17 protein-coding genes and 1 tRNA gene are annotated in these 16,589 nt (G+C 69.0%); 5 read left to right on the top strand and 13 right to left on the bottom strand.

Annotated features, from left to right (window positions below):
- Both ACFDS6_RS12220 and ACFDS6_RS12215 read right to left on the bottom strand, forming a co-directional pair.
- Positions 1–436 (bottom strand): MATE family efflux transporter (locus ACFDS6_RS12220; protein ID WP_375272451.1); only part of this gene is annotated, 436 nt, incomplete at its 3' end.
- A 49-nt stretch (positions 437–485) separates the two neighbouring features.
- Positions 486–3,110 (bottom strand): valine--tRNA ligase, encoded by a 2,625-nt coding sequence (locus tag ACFDS6_RS12215; RefSeq protein WP_375272450.1) that lies wholly within the window; start codon positions 3,108–3,110, stop codon positions 486–488.
- A gap of 183 nt (positions 3,111–3,293) precedes the next feature.
- Between ACFDS6_RS12215 and ACFDS6_RS12210 the strand changes: the two genes are divergently transcribed.
- Entirely contained in the window at positions 3,294–3,644 is a 351-nt protein-coding gene (locus ACFDS6_RS12210) for a hypothetical protein (RefSeq protein WP_375272449.1), read from the top strand.
- Positions 3,645–3,648: 4 nt separating this feature from the next.
- Here the strand turns inward: ACFDS6_RS12210 and ACFDS6_RS12205 are convergent, their stop codons facing one another.
- The 4 genes from ACFDS6_RS12205 to ACFDS6_RS12190 form a co-directional block, all read right to left on the bottom strand.
- Positions 3,649–5,673 carry a prolyl oligopeptidase family serine peptidase gene (locus tag ACFDS6_RS12205; protein ID WP_375272448.1) on the bottom strand — a complete coding sequence of 675 codons (2,025 nt, stop codon included), beginning with the start codon at positions 5,671–5,673 and terminating at the stop codon, positions 3,649–3,651.
- 74 nt (positions 5,674–5,747) lie between these two features.
- Positions 5,748–6,320: a DUF2497 domain-containing protein gene (locus tag ACFDS6_RS12200; RefSeq protein ID WP_375272447.1), complete on the bottom strand. Its 573-nt coding sequence runs from the start codon at positions 6,318–6,320 to the stop codon at positions 5,748–5,750.
- A gap of 34 nt (positions 6,321–6,354) precedes the next feature.
- Entirely contained in the window at positions 6,355–7,872 is a 1,518-nt protein-coding gene (locus ACFDS6_RS12195) for a TolC family outer membrane protein (protein ID WP_375272445.1), read from the bottom strand.
- A gap of 4 nt (positions 7,873–7,876) precedes the next feature.
- The gene (locus ACFDS6_RS12190; RefSeq protein WP_375272444.1) at positions 7,877–8,545 is read right to left on the bottom strand and encodes a protein-L-isoaspartate O-methyltransferase; all 669 of its coding nucleotides are present in this window, start codon (positions 8,543–8,545) and stop codon (positions 7,877–7,879) included.
- 171 nt (positions 8,546–8,716) lie between these two features.
- On the opposite strand from ACFDS6_RS12190, the gene ACFDS6_RS12185 reads away from it, so the two are divergent.
- Positions 8,717–8,790 (top strand) — tRNA-Cys (locus ACFDS6_RS12185).
- 18 nt (positions 8,791–8,808) lie between these two features.
- Here ACFDS6_RS12185 and ACFDS6_RS12180 read toward each other — a convergent pair.
- The gene (locus ACFDS6_RS12180; RefSeq protein WP_375272443.1) at positions 8,809–10,098 is read right to left on the bottom strand and encodes an Hsp70 family protein; all 1,290 of its coding nucleotides are present in this window, start codon (positions 10,096–10,098) and stop codon (positions 8,809–8,811) included.
- Between the two features lie 147 nt (positions 10,099–10,245).
- Here ACFDS6_RS12180 and ACFDS6_RS12175 point away from each other — a divergent pair, with 147 nt between their 5' ends.
- Positions 10,246–11,262, top strand: a complete 1,017-nt coding sequence (locus ACFDS6_RS12175) for a glycosyltransferase (RefSeq protein ID WP_375272442.1) — start codon at positions 10,246–10,248, stop codon at positions 11,260–11,262.
- Here the strand turns inward: ACFDS6_RS12175 and ACFDS6_RS12170 are convergent.
- The 4 genes from ACFDS6_RS12170 to ACFDS6_RS12155 all read right to left on the bottom strand — a co-directional run bounded on the left by ACFDS6_RS12170 (position 11,152) and on the right by ACFDS6_RS12155 (position 14,056).
- Positions 11,152–11,733: a class I SAM-dependent DNA methyltransferase gene (locus tag ACFDS6_RS12170; RefSeq protein WP_375272441.1), complete on the bottom strand. Its 582-nt coding sequence runs from the start codon at positions 11,731–11,733 to the stop codon at positions 11,152–11,154. The genes ACFDS6_RS12175 and ACFDS6_RS12170 overlap by 111 nt on opposite strands.
- Complete coding sequence (locus tag ACFDS6_RS12165; RefSeq protein WP_375272440.1) at positions 11,723–12,466, bottom strand: PIG-L deacetylase family protein; 744 nt, start codon at positions 12,464–12,466, stop codon at positions 11,723–11,725. Before ACFDS6_RS12165 ends, ACFDS6_RS12170 begins: the two co-directional genes overlap by 11 nt.
- Entirely contained in the window at positions 12,463–13,548 is a 1,086-nt protein-coding gene (locus tag ACFDS6_RS12160; protein ID WP_375272439.1) for an acyl-CoA dehydrogenase, read from the bottom strand. The genes ACFDS6_RS12165 and ACFDS6_RS12160 overlap by 4 nt, the downstream gene beginning before the upstream one ends.
- A gap of 67 nt (positions 13,549–13,615) precedes the next feature.
- Entirely contained in the window at positions 13,616–14,056 is a 441-nt protein-coding gene (locus ACFDS6_RS12155) for a (deoxy)nucleoside triphosphate pyrophosphohydrolase (protein WP_375272452.1), read from the bottom strand.
- Between the two features lie 57 nt (positions 14,057–14,113).
- Here ACFDS6_RS12155 and ACFDS6_RS12150 point away from each other — a divergent pair, with 57 nt between their 5' ends.
- Positions 14,114–14,320, top strand: a complete 207-nt coding sequence (locus tag ACFDS6_RS12150; RefSeq protein WP_375272438.1) for a Flp family type IVb pilin — start codon at positions 14,114–14,116, stop codon at positions 14,318–14,320.
- 116 nt (positions 14,321–14,436) lie between these two features.
- Complete coding sequence (locus ACFDS6_RS12145) at positions 14,437–14,607, top strand: Flp family type IVb pilin (RefSeq protein WP_375272437.1); 171 nt, start codon at positions 14,437–14,439, stop codon at positions 14,605–14,607.
- An 85-nt stretch (positions 14,608–14,692) separates the two neighbouring features.
- Here ACFDS6_RS12145 and ACFDS6_RS12140 read toward each other — a convergent pair whose 3' ends face one another.
- Both ACFDS6_RS12140 and ACFDS6_RS12135 read right to left on the bottom strand, forming a co-directional pair.
- A complete protein-coding gene (locus ACFDS6_RS12140) occupies positions 14,693–15,643 on the bottom strand; it encodes an acetyl-CoA carboxylase carboxyltransferase subunit alpha (protein WP_375272436.1) in 951 nt (316 codons plus the stop codon).
- A 9-nt stretch (positions 15,644–15,652) separates the two neighbouring features.
- The gene (locus tag ACFDS6_RS12135; RefSeq protein WP_375272434.1) at positions 15,653–16,588 is read right to left on the bottom strand and encodes a tyrosine-type recombinase/integrase; all 936 of its coding nucleotides are present in this window, start codon (positions 16,586–16,588) and stop codon (positions 15,653–15,655) included.
- Position 16,589: the final 1 nt, after the last annotated feature.

The raw sequence follows: 16,589 nt of genomic DNA, 5'->3' as shown, positions 1-16,589 counted from the left end.
GATAGGCCAGCGCCTCGCCGAACGCGTCGCCGGGCGTCGCGAGCAGCGTCAGTATTTCGGGCGCGAAGATCCAGCCGAGCGCGCCCGTCACGAACGCCCCGGCGACGACCAGCCCGATCGCGGAGCCGAACGCGCGCCGCGCGGCGTCGTGATCGCGCCTTCCCCACGCCTGGCCGACGATGATCGTCGCCGCCATGCCGAAGCCGAACACCATGCCGAACATCAGAAACATGATGATGTTGGCGTTGCTGGTCGCCGCCAGCGCGTTCTCACCCAGGAAGCGGCCGACCCAGATCGTGTTGATCGACCCGTTGAGCGATTGCAGCACGTTGGAGCCGAGCGTCGGCAGCGCAAAGGCGAGCAGCGTCGGCCCGATCGCGCCGCGGGTCAGATCGCGCTGCGGTCCGTGTGCGGCGGGTTGTTGGGGTTCGTCCATCGTCCTGCCTTACCCGCGCCGCCGCGTAACGTTCCGCCCGCGCGCGCGGTTAACCCAGCCGGGCGAGTGCCGCCGCGAACCGCTCGGCATCCGCCGCCTTCTCCGCGTGGTCGGCTTTGGCCTTCTCCACCGCCTCCGGCTTGGCGCGCTCGACGAAGCTCGGATTGCCGAGCCGGCCCGCGAGCGCGTCGCGCTCCTTCTCGGCCGCGGCGAGCGACTTGGTCAGGCGCGCGCGTTCGGCGTCGAGGTCGATCACGCCCTCGAGCGCCAGCGCGAAGGTTTCCGCGCCCCACAGGATCGGCGCGCGCGCGCCTTGCGCCTCGCCCGCGGTCACCGTGACGCGCGCGAGCCGCTCGACGTAGGAAACGATCTCGGCCGGCACCGCGCTCGCGCCGGTGTGGAGCGCGATCCGCGCGCCGGGCGGCACGTTCAGCTCGGCGCGCGCGGCACGCACCGCCTCGATCAGCTCGATCAGCCCGGACACCTGCGCGCCCGCCGCGGGATCGAGCGCGCGCGCGTCCGCCATCGGCCAGTGCGCGACGATCAGTTCGTGCTCGCGGGGTGCGAGCGCGTGCCACAGCTCCTCGGTGATGAACGGCATAAACGGGTGGAGCAGGACTAGGATCTGGTCGAGCACCCAGCCGGCGACCGCCTTCGTCTCGTCGTCGATCGCGCCCTTGATGAGTTCGAGATACCAGTCGCAGAAGCGGCTCCAGGTGAACTGATAGATCGCGTTCGCTGCCGCGTCGAAGCGGTAGTCGGCGAGTGCCAAGTCGACCGCCTGAACGGTGGCGATCGCCTCCGCGACGATCCACTTGTTGACTGCGTTCGTCGCGACTGGCGGGTCGAGCGTGGTCGAGCCGCCGATGCCGTTACCTTGCGCGAAGCGGCTGGCGTTCCACAGTTTCGTCGCGAAGTTGCGATACCCCTCGACGCGCTTCTCATCCATCTTGATGTCGCGGCCCTGGCTCTCCATCGCCGCCATGAAGAAGCGCAGCGCGTCGGCGCCGTACTTGTCGATCAGCCCCAATGGATCGACCGTATTCCCCTTCGACTTCGACATCTTCGCGCCGTCGGCCGCGCGGACGAGGCCGTGGAGGTAGAGCGTGCGGAACGGCACGTCCTCCATGAAGTGCATGCCCTGCATCATCATGCGCGCATCCCAGAAGAACAGGATGTCGAAACCGGAGATCAGCACGTCGTTGGGGTAGCGGCCGGCGAGCGTGCGGTCCTCGCCCTCCGGCCAGCCGAGCGTCGCGAACGGCCACAAAGCGGAGGAGAACCACGTGTCGAGCACGTCCTCGTCCTGGCGCAGCTCGACGCCCTCGCCCGCCTGCGCCTGCGCTTCCTCTTGCGTCTCAGCGACGAAGACGTGTCCGTCCTCGGCGAACCACGCCGGGATGCGGTGCCCCCACCACAATTGCCGCGAGACGCACCATGGCTGAATGTTATCCATCCAATTGAAGAAGGTCTTCTCCCAGGTCTTCGGCACGATCCTGATGCGGCCGTCGCGCACCGCTTGAATCGCCGGCTGCGCCAGCGTCTTCGCGTCGACGTACCATTGATCGGTCAGCCACGGCTCGATCACCTGGCCCGAGCGGTCGCCGTAGGGCGTCTGAATCACGCGGTCCTCGACGCGCTCCAGATACTCCTGCGCGGCGAGCGCCTCGACGATCTCGCGCCGCGCCTCGAACCGGTCCATGCCGATGAGGTAGTCGGGGACGCGCCCGTCGGCGGTCTGCGTGATCCTGGCCTGAGCGTCGAGCATGTTGAGCATGTCGCGCGCCTCGATGCCCGCGCGGCGGCCGACCTCGAAATCGTTGAAGTCGTGCCCCGGCGTGATCTTCACCGCGCCCGAACCGAGCGCGGGATCGGCGTGCTCGTCGGCGATGATCGGGATCGTGCGGCCGGTGATCGGCAGGCGAACGTACTTGCCGATCTTGTCGCGGTAGCGCTCGTCGTCGGGGTGAACCGCGATCGCCATGTCGGCGAGCATCGTCTCGGGCCGGGTGGTCGCGACCGAGATGAACCCCATGCCGTCCTCGAGCGGATAGCGCAGGTGCCAGAACTTGCCCTGTGTCTCGCGCGTCTCGACCTCCAGGTCGCTGATCGCGGTGCCGAGGCCCGGGTCCCAGTTGACCAGCCGTTTGTCGCGGTAGAGCAGCCCCTCGCGGTGCAGGTCCACGAAGACCTTGAGCACGGCCTTGGAGAAGCCCTCGTCCATCGTGAAGCGCTCGTTGGCCCAGTCCATCGAGCAGCCGAGCCGGCGCAGCTGCCGCGTGATCTCGCCGCCGCTCTCCGCCTTCCAGTTCCACACGCGATCAACGAACTGCTCGCGCGAGAGATCGGTGCGCTTCTCCCCCGCGGCGTTCATCTGCCGCTCGACCACCATCTGCGTCGCGATCCCGGCATGGTCGGTGCCGACGACCCACAAGGCATCCTTGCCCTTCAGCCGCGCGTGGCGCGCGAGAATGTCCTGCAGCGTGTTGTCGAGCGCGTGGCCGATGTGGAGCGAGCCGGTCACGTTGGGCGGCGGGTTGACGATCGTCCACGGCTCGGCGTTCGGCCGGTCGGGGCGGAACAGCCCTTTCTCCTCCCAATGTCGGTACCAGCGGGTCTCGATCGCGGCGGGGTCGAAGGTCTTGGCCAACGTGTTCTGGGGAAGATCGCTCATGCGCCCGCGTGTAGCCAGCCGGCGCGCGCCTGAGAAGCCTCGCGCACGCCGGCCGACGTGGGCGCGGCACCCGCCAGTGGCTCACACTTGCTTAACCCCTGCGGCCTACCCGCCGGCAAGGTGAGACAGGCACTTCAACCGACCGACGCGCTGCGCGACAACCACGATCGCCTGCGGGCGATCATGCGCGACTACGCCGCCGTACTGACCGCGCGACCGGACGATATCCGTAGCGCACTGCTCGGGCGCCGCGTCGATTTCTCCCGCATCTTCTCCGGCCACATCGTCGCCGAGCGGGCGACGGCGCGCGCCGTGCTGCCGCCCGAGCTCGCGCGCAGGGCAGAGCACGAGATGCTGGCGCTGTTCCGCGACTATAGCGCGCATATCCGGGCCTGGACCCCGGCGCGGATCGAAGCCGAGTGGCCTGCTTACGTCACGGCGGTGCGCGCACTCCAGATGCGCCTGCGCGGTCGCTTCGACTGGGCGGAGCGCGAGCTGTTCCCGCGCCTCTATCCGCTGACCGCCGCCGCCTGACGCCTCAGCGCTGGTTCTTGGTCCAGCGATCCATCCAGCCGAGGACCTCGCCGTACCATTGGCGCGAGTTCCTGGGCTTCAGCACCCAATGGTTCTCATCCGGGAACACGACGAGGCGCGAGGGGATGCCGTGGCGCTGGAGCGCGGTGAACGCGGCGAGCCCCTGCGTGTAGGGGATGCGGAAGTCCTTCTCGCCGGTGATGGCGAGCTGCGGCGTCTTCCAGCGGTCGACGTAATTGACCGGGTTCCAGCGCTCGAACGCCTGCGGGTCCTCGTAATAGGCCTTCCCGCCGTGCTCCCACTCATCGAACCACAGCTCCTCGGTCTCGTACGCCATCGCGCGCGCGTCGAACACGCCGTCGTGCTGGACGATGCACTTGAACCGATCGGGCCAGCGCCCCTCGATCCAGTTCATCATGTAGCCGCCGTAGGAGGCGCCGAGCGCGCAGGCATTGTCGCCGTCGAGCCACGAATATCTGGCGGTCGCGGCGGCGAGCCCCTTCTGCAGATCCTCGAGCGGCCAGCCGCCCCAATTGTTGCTGATCGAGTCTGTGAACTTCTGGCCGTAGCCGGTGGAGCCGTGGAAATCGACCGCGACCAGGCCGTAGCCCGCACCCGCGAACACCGCCGGGTTCCAGCGGTACGACCAGCTGTTGTTGCTCGACCCTTGCGGTCCGCCATGGACCATGAAGGCGACCGGCACCTTGCCCTGCGCGCCGTAAGGCTTGACCGAATAGCCCCAGACGGTGTCGTTGTTGGCGCCCTTGAAGCTGAAGCGATCAACCGTCGGCATGTCGATGCCCGCCAGCTTCGCCGCGTTGACGCTGGTCAGCCGCTGCGGCGCGCTGCCCGCGACGCGGTAGAAGTCGTCGGGCGCGGTCAGACTGTTCATCGCCACTACGGGTCCGCGCGGGCCGACCGCGACCGCGGAAACGTTGCCTGCCTGCGTCAGGCGCGTCACCTGCCCGCTCGCCGCGTCGACGCGCCACAGCGGGTTCTCCTGCGTGTCCTCCGCGGTCACGTACAGGCTGCGCGAATCCGGTGCCCAGGCGATCGACCCGACCGAGCGGTCCCAGCGTTCGGTCAGCGAGACGGTGTCGCCGCTCGCCAGATCGCGGATCGTCAGCACGTAGCGATCGGCCTCGAACCCGGGGCGGCGCATCGCGAGATAGGCGAGCTTGCGCCCGTCGGGCGAGACGCTCGGCTGCGTGTCGGTCGCCTTGTTGGCGGTCGTCAGGTTGGTCGGCGCGGCCGAGCCATCGGCGGGTGCCGAGAAGATATCGAGATTGGTCGACAGCGGCTCGATCCGCCCGCCCTCGCGCAGCGCGAAATAGACGGTTCGCCCGTCGGGGCTCCAGCTCACTTCCTCCCCGCCGCCGAACGGCTTCGACGGCGCGTCGCCGACCAGCCCGCCCTGGATCGCGACACCGTTGCCCGGCACCCCGGCGCCCGTGAGCGGCAGCACGAACAATTGCGAGCGCGTGCCGTCGGCCCAGGTGTCCCAGTGACGCACGAACAGCTGGTCGTAGGTGCGCGCCGACCCGGCGAGCGGGTCCTTCTTCTCGGCCGCGGGCTCCAGGCTCGGCGCACCGGGCTTGCGGTCGGCCCAGACGACGAGCCGGTCGCCGGTCGGCGCGACCTTGAAGCCGTTGAAGCCGCCCTTGAAGTTGGTCAGCCGACGCGGGGTGCCGCCCGTCACCGGCACCGACCAGATCGCGTCGTCGGCGGAGAAAAATACGGTAGCACCGACGATCTGCGGGTCGTTCTCGTCCAGCCGGGCGTCGGCGGCGAGCTTCTGCGGCACCGCACCGGCGCGCGACAGGTCGAGCCGCCAGAGATCGTAGCGCCCGCGATCGGCGGCGAGATTGGTCTCGCGCTGCGCCCAGACGAGCCAGCGGCCATCCCTGGACATCGTCGGCGCGCCGACGCGCGACAGGGTGGTCACGTCGTTGATCGTCAACGGGCGCGCGGCAGCCGGAGCGGCGACGGCGACGGTGGCGAGCAGGGTCGCCGCGATGATCCTCTTCATCGCACCTGTTAAGCAGATCGTCGCGCACGAAACAATCGCGCGCGCGTCACCTGCTGGGCGTCACTGCGCTGGTATTACTGCCCCGCGGTGATCTTCGCGATCTCGCGGGCGACCAGTTGCTCGACGATCCCGGGCAGGTTGCGGTCGAGCCAAGCCGAGACCATCGGACGCAGCATCTCGCGCACCAGACCTTCCAGCGTACCGTCGCTGTCCGGCTCGGGCTTGACCAGCAGTCGCGACAGTGAGCCGAGCGCGCCGCGCGTCGCCTCCACCGTGGCGGCCGAAACGTGCGCCGCCTGCGCCTCGTGGGATTGCTCGCCCGTCGCCGTACGGTGCGGCGGGGACGATGCGCGCGCCGTGTGGGTCGGTCTGGCCTCGGCGGGCGGCGTACCCGATCCGGCCTCGGCCGATGCAGACTGGTTGTTCGGTGCAGATTGGACGGGCGGCGGCGTCGGCGGGGAGATCGGGTCGCTCAGTTCGAGCACCTCATCCTCGTCGTCTTCTTCGTCGCGGCTCATCGGCAGCGGCGCGGCGCGCCCCTGCCCGCGGCGATGCCGCGGCGTGCCCGTGTCGCCTTCTTCCGCGATGATGCGCTTGATGGAGGAGAGAATGTCCTCCATCGACGGCTCCGCGCTCATGTCGCCCATCGTAACCCCGTTGCCCCGCCCGTTGGACGCCCGGTCACGGACGCCGCGTGTCTGCACCTGTGGTTAATGGCGCGCTTCTGTCAACATTGCTCTGCAACATCGGGTCGAGCGGGCGCGTCACCACCGCGTTCTGCGCCGGGACCGAGGCCGTGGACGGCGCCGCCACCGCCTCGGGCAACCGCGTGTCGAAGTCCGACAGGCTGCCGCGATAGCGCTGATAGTTCACGGTAGGATCGTAGAGCGGTCCGCCGTCCAGCCCCAGGTCGCGCGCCTCCGCCGCCCCAATCGCTGCGAGCAGCGCGAAGCCCGCGACGTAAGCGTCGCGCCGCGCGGTCACCAGCGTCACCTGGCTGTTGAGCAGTTCCTGCTCGGCGTTCAGGATGTCGAGGATCGTGCGCGTGCCGACGCTGTTCTCCGCGCGCACGCCCTCCAGGCTCAGCTTGTTCGCCGACACCGCCGCCTCCGCCGAGGCGATCACCTCCAGCGAGGAGCGCCACACGGCGTAGGCGGAGCGCGTCTGCGCGATCACCTGCCGCTCGGCGAGGGTCGCCTGCTCGATCGCCTGCGATCGCAGTTCCTGCGCCTGGCGGATCAACGCCGCCGGGCGCCCGGCCTGGAACAACGGCACGTTGAGCGACAGCCCCGCCGCGGTCGAGGTGCCCGCTTGCGTGCCCTGATACCCCTGCCCCGCGCCCAAGGTGCCGAGGAAGTTGGAATAATTCTGGCCGACGGTGACGCCGAACTGCGGCAATCGGCTCGCCCGCGCGACTTTGATGTCGTAATCGGTCGCGTCGCGGGTCCGCCGCGCGGCGAGCAGTTGCGGGTTCTCCGCCAGTGCGGCCTGCACCGCCGCGTCGGGCGAGGCGGGCAGGTTGGGCAGCACCGGCGGCTGTTCGAGCGCGTCCGGTGCGGCGCCGACCAGGCTGACGTAGGTTTCCCGGCTGCCGATCAGATTGGCCTGCGCGGTCTGCAACTGCGCGCGCGCGAGGCTGAGCCGTGCTTCCGATTGCGCCACGTCGGTGCGGGTCAGATCGCCGACCTCGAACCGGTCGCGGCTGGCGCGGTAATTGGTCTCGAGCACGCGGACGTTCTGCGCATTCAGCCCGACAATCGCCTCATCGCGCAGCACGTTGTTGTACGCGCCCACGACGGCGGTGAACAATTGCGCCTCCGTGCCACGCAGGGTGAGTTGCCCCGCCTCGACCCGCGTCTCCGCCGCGCGCACCGCATTCCGCACCGCACCGCCCTGATACACCGGGACCGTCACGCCGATGCTGGCGTTGAGCGAGCGCTCCGGCGTGGTGAAGCTGTTGCCGCCGCGGATGAAGTTCTCGTTCAGCCCGCCCGTGGTCGCCACCGTCGGCCGCCCCGCCGCGCGCGCCAGCGGCACCTGCTGGTCGGCGGCGCGCTGTCCCGCGCGCTGCCCGGTCAGCGTCGGATTGGTCTGATACGCCTTGAACAAGGCGTCCCGCAGCGTCTCGGCCGATGAGGAGGCGACACCCGTGCCGGCAAGGATAGTTCCGAGAAGAAGCGGAAAAGCACGCAACGACATATCCTCAGAAGGTGAAGGATCGCGGCTTGCCGAACCCAGGCAGCGGCACGCTGTAGTAATCGGCGAAGGGCAGCAGCCCGAGTACGTCGGCGTCGCGCGCGCCGGCCGCGAGCCGCGCCACGCCGCGGTCGTTCAGACCGGTCACCGCGCGCCCGCGCTCGACGAGCTGAGTGTAGAGCGTCGCCGGCACCTGCTCCACCGCGCCGTCGATCACCAGCACGTCGTAGGGCGCAGCCGCGGCATGCCCCTGCTCCAACGCGCCCTCGATCACGGTGACGTTGGGGAGGTCGGCGAGGTTGGCGCGCGCTGCCGCCGCGAGCGCGGGCGTGCTCTCGACCGCGACGACCTCCGCCACGATCCGCGCGAGCACTGCCGCGGTATAGCCCATCGCCGCACCGATCAGCAGCACGCGATCGCTCGCGCGCAGCCGCGCCTCCACCAGCAGGCGCGCGGTGGCGAGCGGCGTGTTGGCGCGGCGGCCCTGTCCCAGGTCGATGGCGGTGTCGCGGTAGGCGAGCTCCTCCATGCCGGCGGGCACGAAGCGTTCGCGCGCAACCTCGGCCATCGCCGCGACGACGCGCGGATCGGTGACGCCGCTGGGACGCAGCTGACTGGCGACCATCGCGGTGCGCATGGCGTCTAGGTCAACGGAGCGGAGGATCGTCGCGGTCATTGCAGGTTCCTGTGCCATAGCTGTCATAGTAAGACAACACACTTCTTCGTAACCTTTGTGTACCCAACCCGCGCGTGCTCGCCAACACCAACCCCGCGCTGCTCCGCCGGCATCGGCAAGGGTTGACACGCACGTCCCGGCTGCGCATTGGCGCGCCTCTCCCGGCGTCGAGGCCCGATGGCGGAGTGGTGACGCAGAGGACTGCAAATCCTTGCACCCGGGTTCGATTCCCGGTCGGGCCTCCAATCTCCGCTACGAACGGGTCACGCGGTCCAGGCGGACACGTCGGCCTCCCGCGCGATCAGCGCGAGGCCGTGCGCGATCGAGGTCAGCTCCCCGCCCGATTCGATCCGGGCGGCGCCGAACCGTTGCTCGAACAACCGCCGCACCGCGGGCACGAGCGAGGTCCCGCCGGTCAGGAACACACGGTCGATCGCACCGGTCTCGACGCAGGCATCGGCCAGCGCCTCGTCCACCGCGGCTGCCATGCGCGCGACATCGTCGGCGATCCAGCGCTCGAACTCGGCGCGGGTGACGACCTGCGCGATCTCCAGGTCGCCGCCGCTGAAGCGGAACTCCGCTTCATCCGCGTTCGACAGCGCCCGTTTCAAGCGGCCGACCGCGTCGTACAAGGCGAAGCCCTGCTCGTGCTCGATCAGCGCGATCATGCGCCCGATCGCCTCGGGGTCAACCGCGCTGCGGCGTAGCCGCTCCAGCTCACCCAGAGTCCGGCGATTGCGCATAAGCGCGAGTTTCGACCAGTCGGCGAAATCGGCGAAATAGCCGCCGGGTATCTCCAGCACCTTGTCGAACGATCGATAGCTGCCGCCTTTTCCGAGCAGCGGGAGCACCAGCCGGTCGACGATGCGATAGTCGAAGCGATCGCCCGCTATCCCGACGCCGGCGTGGCCGAGCGGGACGCAGCGGCGCTCGGCACCCGGCCGCTCGACGCGCACGACCGAGAAGTCGCTGGTGCCGCCGCCGAAATCGGCGACGAGCAGCGTGGCGGGCTCGCTCACGCGCGCCGCGTGACTGAACGCGGCCGCGAGCGGCTCGAAGACGTACGCGATGTGATCGGCCCGGCCTTGGAACATGGCGTCGTACCGCGCGCGTGCCAGCACCGGGTCGGGCCGCGCACCGGCGTAGCGTACCGGGCGACCGACGATCAGCCGATCGAGCGAACCCAGCGCGCCGTCCGCCTGCGCGGACAACTTGTCGAGGAAGACGCGCCCGAGTTCGTCGAAGGCGAACCGCTTGTTGAACACCGGCGCGGCATCGAACGATGCGCTCGCCGCGACCGACTTGAACGATTGCAGGAAGCGACTGCCGTCGGGATATTCTAGATACTCGCGAATGGCGGCGGGCCCCGCCTCGACCATCAATCCGCCGGGTGCGTCCTCGTCCTGCCAGAAACAGAGTGCGGACCGAAAGACGCTGCCGCCGACGTCGGGATCGAGCATCAGCACGTTCGGCGTGGTGCCCGCAGCATGGTTTACGGCGAGGACGGTGTTGGTGGTCCCGAAATCGAGCCCGGCGGTACGGTGGTTCGACATGGTTGCGCGGCTCGCGTGAGGGCGGATCGCTATGGCGAGCGGCGCCGGCGCGAACAAGGGGCTGGAGCCGCCGGCTCCTTTAACCTGCGTCTGTTGTGCCGGTCGCCGGTCGAACGTAGGTCGGCGACACATGCTCGTTACATGCTCATGAGCGATCATCGACGACGCTTCGCCGTCGCGCTGCCGGCCAAGGACGAGGCCGACCATCTGCCCGCGTGCCTCGCGGCGCTCGACGCTGCGGCGGCTCGGTTCGACGGGCAGGTCTCGATCATGGTCGTGGCCAACAATTGCCGCGACAGCAGCCACGCGCTGCTCGCCGAGACGCGGCTGCGCTACGCCGATCTGTACTGGACCGCAGTGTCGCTCCTGCCGGAGCACGCCCATGCCGGCTGGGCGCGGCGGATCGCCTTCGACGCCGCCGCCGGCTTGCTGTCGGCGCCCGGCGACATCCTGCTGTCGACCGACGCCGACACCGATGTTTCACCCGATTGGATCCGGCGCGCCGTCGCTCACCTCGACCGAGGCGCCGACGCGGTCGCCGGCCGTGCGCTGACCCGGCGCAGCGAGCGCGGGCAGCTGGGCGTCGAGGCGGCGCGACGGTTGAACCTGCTCGGTCGCTATTACGTGGCGCTCGACTGGCTGCGCTCGGACCGCGCGCCGGCCGCCGACGACCCGTGGCCGCGCCACTATTACGAGGGCGGCGCGAGCATCGCGCTGCGGCTCGAGACCTATCGCCTGATCGGGGGCGCGCCGACCCCGCCGCTCGCCGAGGACCGCGCCTTGTTCGCCGCCGTGCGCGCAGCGGGCGGCGTCGTGCGCCACCCGCTCGACGTGCGCGTGTTCACCTCCAGCCGTTTGGCCGGCCGCGCGCCCGGCGGCATGGCCGATGCATTCGCGCGCTGGATCACGCAGGGCGAGACCGAGCCGTTGCACGAGACCTATGCCTTCCCCGCTGCCCTCGATCCCGAGCGGGCCGGCCCGGCGGATCAGCTCAGCTTCGCGACCCTGTCCGCCGCCGTGGCGCAGGCCGGCGCGATGATCCGCTCGCGGCGGTCACGCGCGGCGCCACAGGTCGAGGCGATAGCGCTCACGACGTCCCTCGCGCAGCGGCTCGACATCGTCCCCGAGCAGGGCCTTGAGCCCGTCGACCGCCTCGTCACCTGACAGCGGATAGTCGGTGTCGCCGGTCCAGTGCACCAGCAGGATCTCGCCGCCCGTCACGACGGCGTCACGAAGGTAAGCCGCCATCCGCGCCAGGTCGCCGCGATCCCAGTAATAAACGACCTCGGACAGCGTCAGCAGGTCGAATCGGCCTTCCGGTGTGTCCAGCGGCAGCTGACGCCGCTCGAACCTGACCTGCGGCAGGTCGGCGCACCGGGCCCGTGCCGCCTCCAGCGCGGTCTGCGCCACGTCCACCGCCAACAGGTCATCACACCACGCCGCCAACCGCCGGGTCAGCACCCCGTTGGCGCATCCGACTTCCAGCGCCGATCGGTAGCGCTCACGCGGCAGGCTCGCGAGCGTATGGTCGTACTTCGCCTGCTCGTAGGGGCTGGTCTCGAACTGCCACGGATCACCCTCGTCGCGGAACAAGGCCTCGAACCATTCGGGGTCGATCGAGCGCTCACGCCGCATCGCGTTCCTCCAGCAACATCGTGAACGGGCGGTCGGTCAGTCGCCGCATCGCGCGCGGCAGCACGAAGCGATCGTGTGCGCCGGTGATACGTCCACCCAACTGGCTGCGGTGACACGCCAGCGCGCGCCGCGCGGCGCCGCGATGCTGCGGTGCGTGGAACACGATCGGTCGAGCTTGTGCGAGCGCCTGCTCGACATCGTCGCGCGTCCAGCCCCACACGCAGTAGAACAGGGGTATGACGCCGATGCGGCGCGCCACCGCGCGCGCCACCTGCGCCGCTGCCTGATGGTCGCAGTGCGGATCGCCGTCCCACGTCGCCACCACCCGCCTCAGCCCTGCGCGCCGACACAGCGCGACCAGGCGACGTACGGTCCGCTCGAACGCGCGCGAGCCGGAAGCGTGCGGCGCCGCGTCGCGCCAGCCGAGTGCCAAGGGCAGCTCCGCAAGCCCCAGAGCGCGCAAGGCAGCGCGCGCCTCGCTGGCGCGCAAGGCGGCGACACGGCGCGCGCCCCACCCCGGCGCGCCGACGTGACTGCCGGAGCCGTCGGTCAGAAAGGCAACCTTGAGCGCCGCGCCGCGCTTCGCCAAGCTCGCGATCAGCCCGCCCGCGCCGAGCGCCTCGTCGTCGGGATGCGGCGCGATCACCAGCCACCCGTCGCGCGCCGCGCGCGCGAGCGACAGCGGACGCGCGCGCAGCACCGCGCGCCGCCACGATGCGTGCCTGGGCGTCACCACCACGCGTCCTCACCCCAGCAATCCGCGTCGAGCCACGCGGCCGCGGCGCGGTCGCGCGCCTGGTCGGGTACGGGCTGTCGCAGGTAGAGCCCGAGGTCGCGGGTGATCCGATCGATGCGGCTTCCGTCGAAGAACGACGCGGTGCCGACCGCGCGCGCCGCGCCCTCCATGGTTAGCAGCGCCGCTTCCTCCACCACGCCGCGCGTCATCAGCACGAGCGCGATCGCCTGCGGCGCTGCGGCTTCGGCTAGGCGCGCTGCCTGCGCGACCCACAGCGCGGCCGAGCGCGTGGCGGTGATCGCGTGCGCGATGCGCGCGCGCTGGATCGGGTCCTCGCTCTTGCGGGTCGACACCAGGTGATCGCGCCAGTGGCGCAGCAAAGCCTCGGTCGCGCCGAGCTGCACCGCGGTGAACCGCCACGCGCCCGCGGAGAAGCGCGGCTCGCGCTCGTAGACGTCGGGCTCCCCGATCAGCGCCTCCGCCGGCACCTCCATGCCGTCGAAGTCGAACACGCCGCTGGCCGTCCCGCGCATGCCCCGGACCTGCCACGCCGAATTGTCGACGCGCGTCTTGTCGGCGGCCACGTCGACGACAATGAGCTGCTTGCGCCCGTCGTCACGAGTCGCCGTGATCAAGGCTCTGTCGATATGACCGGCACCGGTCGCGAAGTTCTTGGCACCCGACAGACGATAGCCGTTCGCGGCCGGTTCGATCCGCATCGCCGGTGTCGGTCCGGTGTTCCACACCCCGAAACAGCGGCCGTCCGCCAGATCGTGCTCCATCGTCGCGCGCTGCGCCGCATCGCCGTATGCTCCAATCAGCTGGGTCGCGTTGACGTGCCCCTCGAACACCCGACCCAAGCTCAGGTCCGCGCCTCCGATCAGTCGCAGCGCCGTCAGCAGGTTCGATACGGCCTTGTCACTGCCAAGCGTCACGGACGCTGACAACGCTCCGAGCGAGTTCAGTACCTCCAACCGCTCGGTGGGGAACGTCTCGGGACCGTTGACCTTGTCCCACGCTTCGACGGTTGTGCGCAAACGACGCATCAGGGTCACGCTCGCGTCCTCAGCCGGTTGCATCAGCAAATGCTTCCTCTCCCTGTCGAGTCGACAAGCGCGTCAGCAATGCTGCTGGTTCCTTGTGCGCTTATTCATCCGTGCCTCTGATCGGCTCGCGACGCGAGATCGGTCGATGCTGCAATCTGTCGGCCAGTCTTTCCGCCAACGCCACATCGGGCGGTGGCATGGGCAGGATCGCGAGCGAGGCTGGGTCGTCCCACTGGAGCGCATCTGCTGCCAGTCCGATCGCCGTTCCTCGCCAGCGACGACATGCGAACAGCAGCAAGATGACGCGTCGGTCGATAGCGAAGTCGATCGGCTGTAGGTCCGCCACATCAACGATGATGTCCAGTTCCTCGCGCAACTCGCGCGCCAGAGCGTCGACGGCTGTCTCGTCACTCTCGACCTTGCCGCCGGGAAACTCCCACAAGCCGGCGTGCGCCTTGCCGGCCGCACGTTGCTGCATCAGCACGCGACCGCTCGCGTCGACCAGGGCGGCTGCAACAACGATCAGCGGCGCGGCAGTCATGTCGTCGGGCTCGGATGTGGACAAATCTTTAAGGCTCAACTGCTAGCTCCTCGTATGATGAGGATAGGTCTGCTCCGTTCGAAGCGCATCGAGCGTTTTCTGCATCGGATCGCGCGTGAGCGCGGCGGAACCACCAGCATCGAATACGGCTTCATCATGGCGATCATCGTGCTCGCGGTCTTCGTGGTCGTCATTCAGTTGGCTGACGTTACCAAGCGGATGTGGTCGGATATCGATTCACGCGTAACCTCCGCATCGCAATAAACCCTGCTCGGCTTAAGCCTTTTTCAACCGGACACGGCCTATCAGCAACTTGCTGGCTACCGGGCTTCGGAAAACCAGCCGGGTACTGAAGTTTCGAATAGTCACTGGAGATCGACATGCAGCAGATTCGTGCATTCCTGAAGAACAACAAGGGCGCCACCGCGATCGAGTACGGCCTGATCGCCGCGCTGATCGCCGTCGCCTGCATCGCGGCCATGCAGGGCTTGAGCGGGCAGATCCAGACGACCTTTGGCAAGGCCAAGACGGAAATGGCGAAGAGCAACTAAGCTCTACGCAACATGAACAGAAAGGGCGGCGGAGTCGATGCTCCGTCGCCCTTTCGCTTGTTCAATCTCGGTTACGAGCGGTTCGTCAGCCGACGCGACCCATAGCCAAGAATTTGGACCGGCGCGCCTGGCGCAGTGCCGCCGCGTCGAGCGGTGCCAAGTCACCCAACGCCTGTTCGATCGCGTCGCCCAGATTCGCGATCGCACGAGCGGAATCGCGGTGCGCGCCGCCCAGCGGCTCCGGCACGATCGCGTCGGCCACCCCCAGCGCGTGAAGGTCCTGCGCAGTCACCTTCATCGCCTCGGCCGCGTCCGATGCCTTGTCGGCGGTCCGCCACAGGATCGAGGCACAGCCCTCGGGTGAGATCACCGAGTAGACCGCGTGCTCGAACATCAGCACGCGATTGCCGCTGGCTAGCGCCACCGCCCCACCCGATCCACCTTCCCCGACGATCGCGGAGACGATCGGCACGCCGAGTGCAAGACAGGTCTCGGTCGAGCGCGCGATGGCTTCGGCTTGGCCGCGTTCCTCAGCCTGGATGCCCGGGAACGCCCCGGACGTATCGACCAAGGTGACCACGGGCAGCGCGAATCTGTTCGCCAAGCCCATCAAGCGGATCGCCTTGCGGTAACCCTCCGGCTTGCCCATCCCGAAATTATGGCGGAGGCGACTCGCGGTGTCGTCGCCCTTCTCGTGACCAAGGACGAGGATGCGGCGGCCGCGGAACGTCGCGAACCCGCCTAGGATCGCCTGATCGTCGCCGAAGGCGCGATCGCCGGCGAGCGGCATCCACTCGTCGAAGAGGCCGGCGACGTAATCCTTGAAGTGCGGCCGTTCGGGATGGCGCGCGACCTGCGTCTTCTGCCACGGCGTCAACCGCGCGAACGTGTCCTTGAGCAGCTTGTCCGACTTGGCCTGGAGCCGCGAGACTTCGGCGGCAATATCGACTCCGCCCTCCGCACCGGTGTCGCGCAGTTCGTCGATGCGCGACTGGAGTTCGGCGATCGGCTTCTCGAAATCGAGGAATTTAAGCATCGCGCGCGGTTAGGACGCGCGCAGGCCAGCGTCAACGAGCGCCTCACCCAGCGGATGGCGCTCGTTGACCAGTTCGACCAGGCGACGCCGGTCGACGTGGGTGTAGATTTCGGTGGTGGCGATATCGGCGTGGCCGAGCATGCTCTGCAACGCGCGCAGGTCCGCGCCGCCTTCCAGCAGGTGGGTCGCGAAGGCGTGGCGCAGTACGTGCGGGCTGATCCGATCGGGCGGGATCCCCGCCTCAGCGCCGACGGCGCGAACGAGCTGGAACAATCGAACGCGCGAGATGTGCGTCTTGCCGGAGGGAAAGAGGAACGGCTGTTCGACCGGCACGTGCGCGCGCCACTGCGCCACCGCGGCGCGCGCGCGATCGGACAAGGGCACTACTCGCTCGCGACCGCCCTTGCCTTTCAGGATCAGGAACGGCTTGTCGGGCTGCACCGCCGCCCTTGGCAGGCCGACCAGTTCGCTCGCGCGCAATCCGGAGCCGTAGAGGAGTTCCAGCAACGTGGCCAATCGCAGGTCAGCGGGCAGCACGGGATCGCGCCGCAGCCGCTCGCCGACCACGGCGAACAGGCGATCGACGTCGTCGTGCGAGAGCGTGCGCGGCAGGTTCCGCGCCGAACCGGGCCGCGGCAGCGCCGACGAAGGATCGTCGTTCCGGTCGCCTTCCTCAACCAGAAAGCCGAAGAAGCGTCGAAGCGCCGCGACCTTGCGCGACACCGTGGCACGCGACAAGTCGTTCCAATCCGCGGCCAGGCGCGTCAGGGCATCACCATCGGCCGCAACGAGCTTGCTGCCAAGCGCTGCCGAGGCGAGCCGCAGATCGGTACGATAGGCCGAGAGCGTGTTGCGCGCGGCCCCCGCTTGCACCGCCATCATTTCCAGGAAGCGCTCGATCGCATCCCGGTCAGCCGGCGAAGGATCGAGTTCGGCGTCGCTCATC

The organism is Sphingomonas sp., assembly GCF_042095875.1.
Taxonomy (GTDB): domain Bacteria; phylum Pseudomonadota; class Alphaproteobacteria; order Sphingomonadales; family Sphingomonadaceae; genus Sphingomonas.
The sequence above is the reverse complement of the archived record's forward strand: the minus strand, read 5'-3'. Positions and strand labels throughout refer to the sequence as shown.

What these genes read in the sequence shown, in the direction of transcription:
- ACFDS6_RS12205 (WP_375272448.1), bottom strand. Translation starts at nt 5,673, where the DNA reads ATGAAGAGGATCATCGCGGCGACCCTGCTCGCCACCGTCGCCGTCGCC.
- ACFDS6_RS12215 (WP_375272450.1), bottom strand. Translation starts at nt 3,110, where the DNA reads ATGAGCGATCTTCCCCAGAACACGTTGGCCAAGACCTTCGACCCCGCC.
- ACFDS6_RS12160 (WP_375272439.1), bottom strand. Translation starts at nt 13,548, where the DNA reads ATGCAACCGGCTGAGGACGCGAGCGTGACCCTGATGCGTCGTTTGCGC.
- ACFDS6_RS12140 (WP_375272436.1), bottom strand. Translation starts at nt 15,643, where the DNA reads ATGCTTAAATTCCTCGATTTCGAGAAGCCGATCGCCGAACTCCAGTCG.
- ACFDS6_RS12200 (WP_375272447.1), bottom strand. Translation starts at nt 6,320, where the DNA reads ATGGGCGACATGAGCGCGGAGCCGTCGATGGAGGACATTCTCTCCTCC.
- ACFDS6_RS12145 (WP_375272437.1), top strand. Translation starts at nt 14,437, where the DNA reads ATGCAGCAGATTCGTGCATTCCTGAAGAACAACAAGGGCGCCACCGCG.
- ACFDS6_RS12210 (WP_375272449.1), top strand. Translation starts at nt 3,294, where the DNA reads ATGCGCGACTACGCCGCCGTACTGACCGCGCGACCGGACGATATCCGT.
- ACFDS6_RS12135 (WP_375272434.1), bottom strand. Translation starts at nt 16,588, where the DNA reads ATGAGCGACGCCGAACTCGATCCTTCGCCGGCTGACCGGGATGCGATC.
- ACFDS6_RS12190 (WP_375272444.1), bottom strand. Translation starts at nt 8,545, where the DNA reads ATGACCGCGACGATCCTCCGCTCCGTTGACCTAGACGCCATGCGCACC.
- ACFDS6_RS12175 (WP_375272442.1), top strand. Translation starts at nt 10,246, where the DNA reads ATGAGCGATCATCGACGACGCTTCGCCGTCGCGCTGCCGGCCAAGGAC.
- ACFDS6_RS12195 (WP_375272445.1), bottom strand. Translation starts at nt 7,872, where the DNA reads ATGTCGTTGCGTGCTTTTCCGCTTCTTCTCGGAACTATCCTTGCCGGC.
- ACFDS6_RS12170 (WP_375272441.1), bottom strand. Translation starts at nt 11,733, where the DNA reads ATGCGGCGTGAGCGCTCGATCGACCCCGAATGGTTCGAGGCCTTGTTC.
- ACFDS6_RS12150 (WP_375272438.1), top strand. Translation starts at nt 14,114, where the DNA reads ATGAGGATAGGTCTGCTCCGTTCGAAGCGCATCGAGCGTTTTCTGCAT.
- ACFDS6_RS12155 (WP_375272452.1), bottom strand. Translation starts at nt 14,056, where the DNA reads ATGACTGCCGCGCCGCTGATCGTTGTTGCAGCCGCCCTGGTCGACGCG.
- ACFDS6_RS12180 (WP_375272443.1), bottom strand. Translation starts at nt 10,098, where the DNA reads ATGTCGAACCACCGTACCGCCGGGCTCGATTTCGGGACCACCAACACC.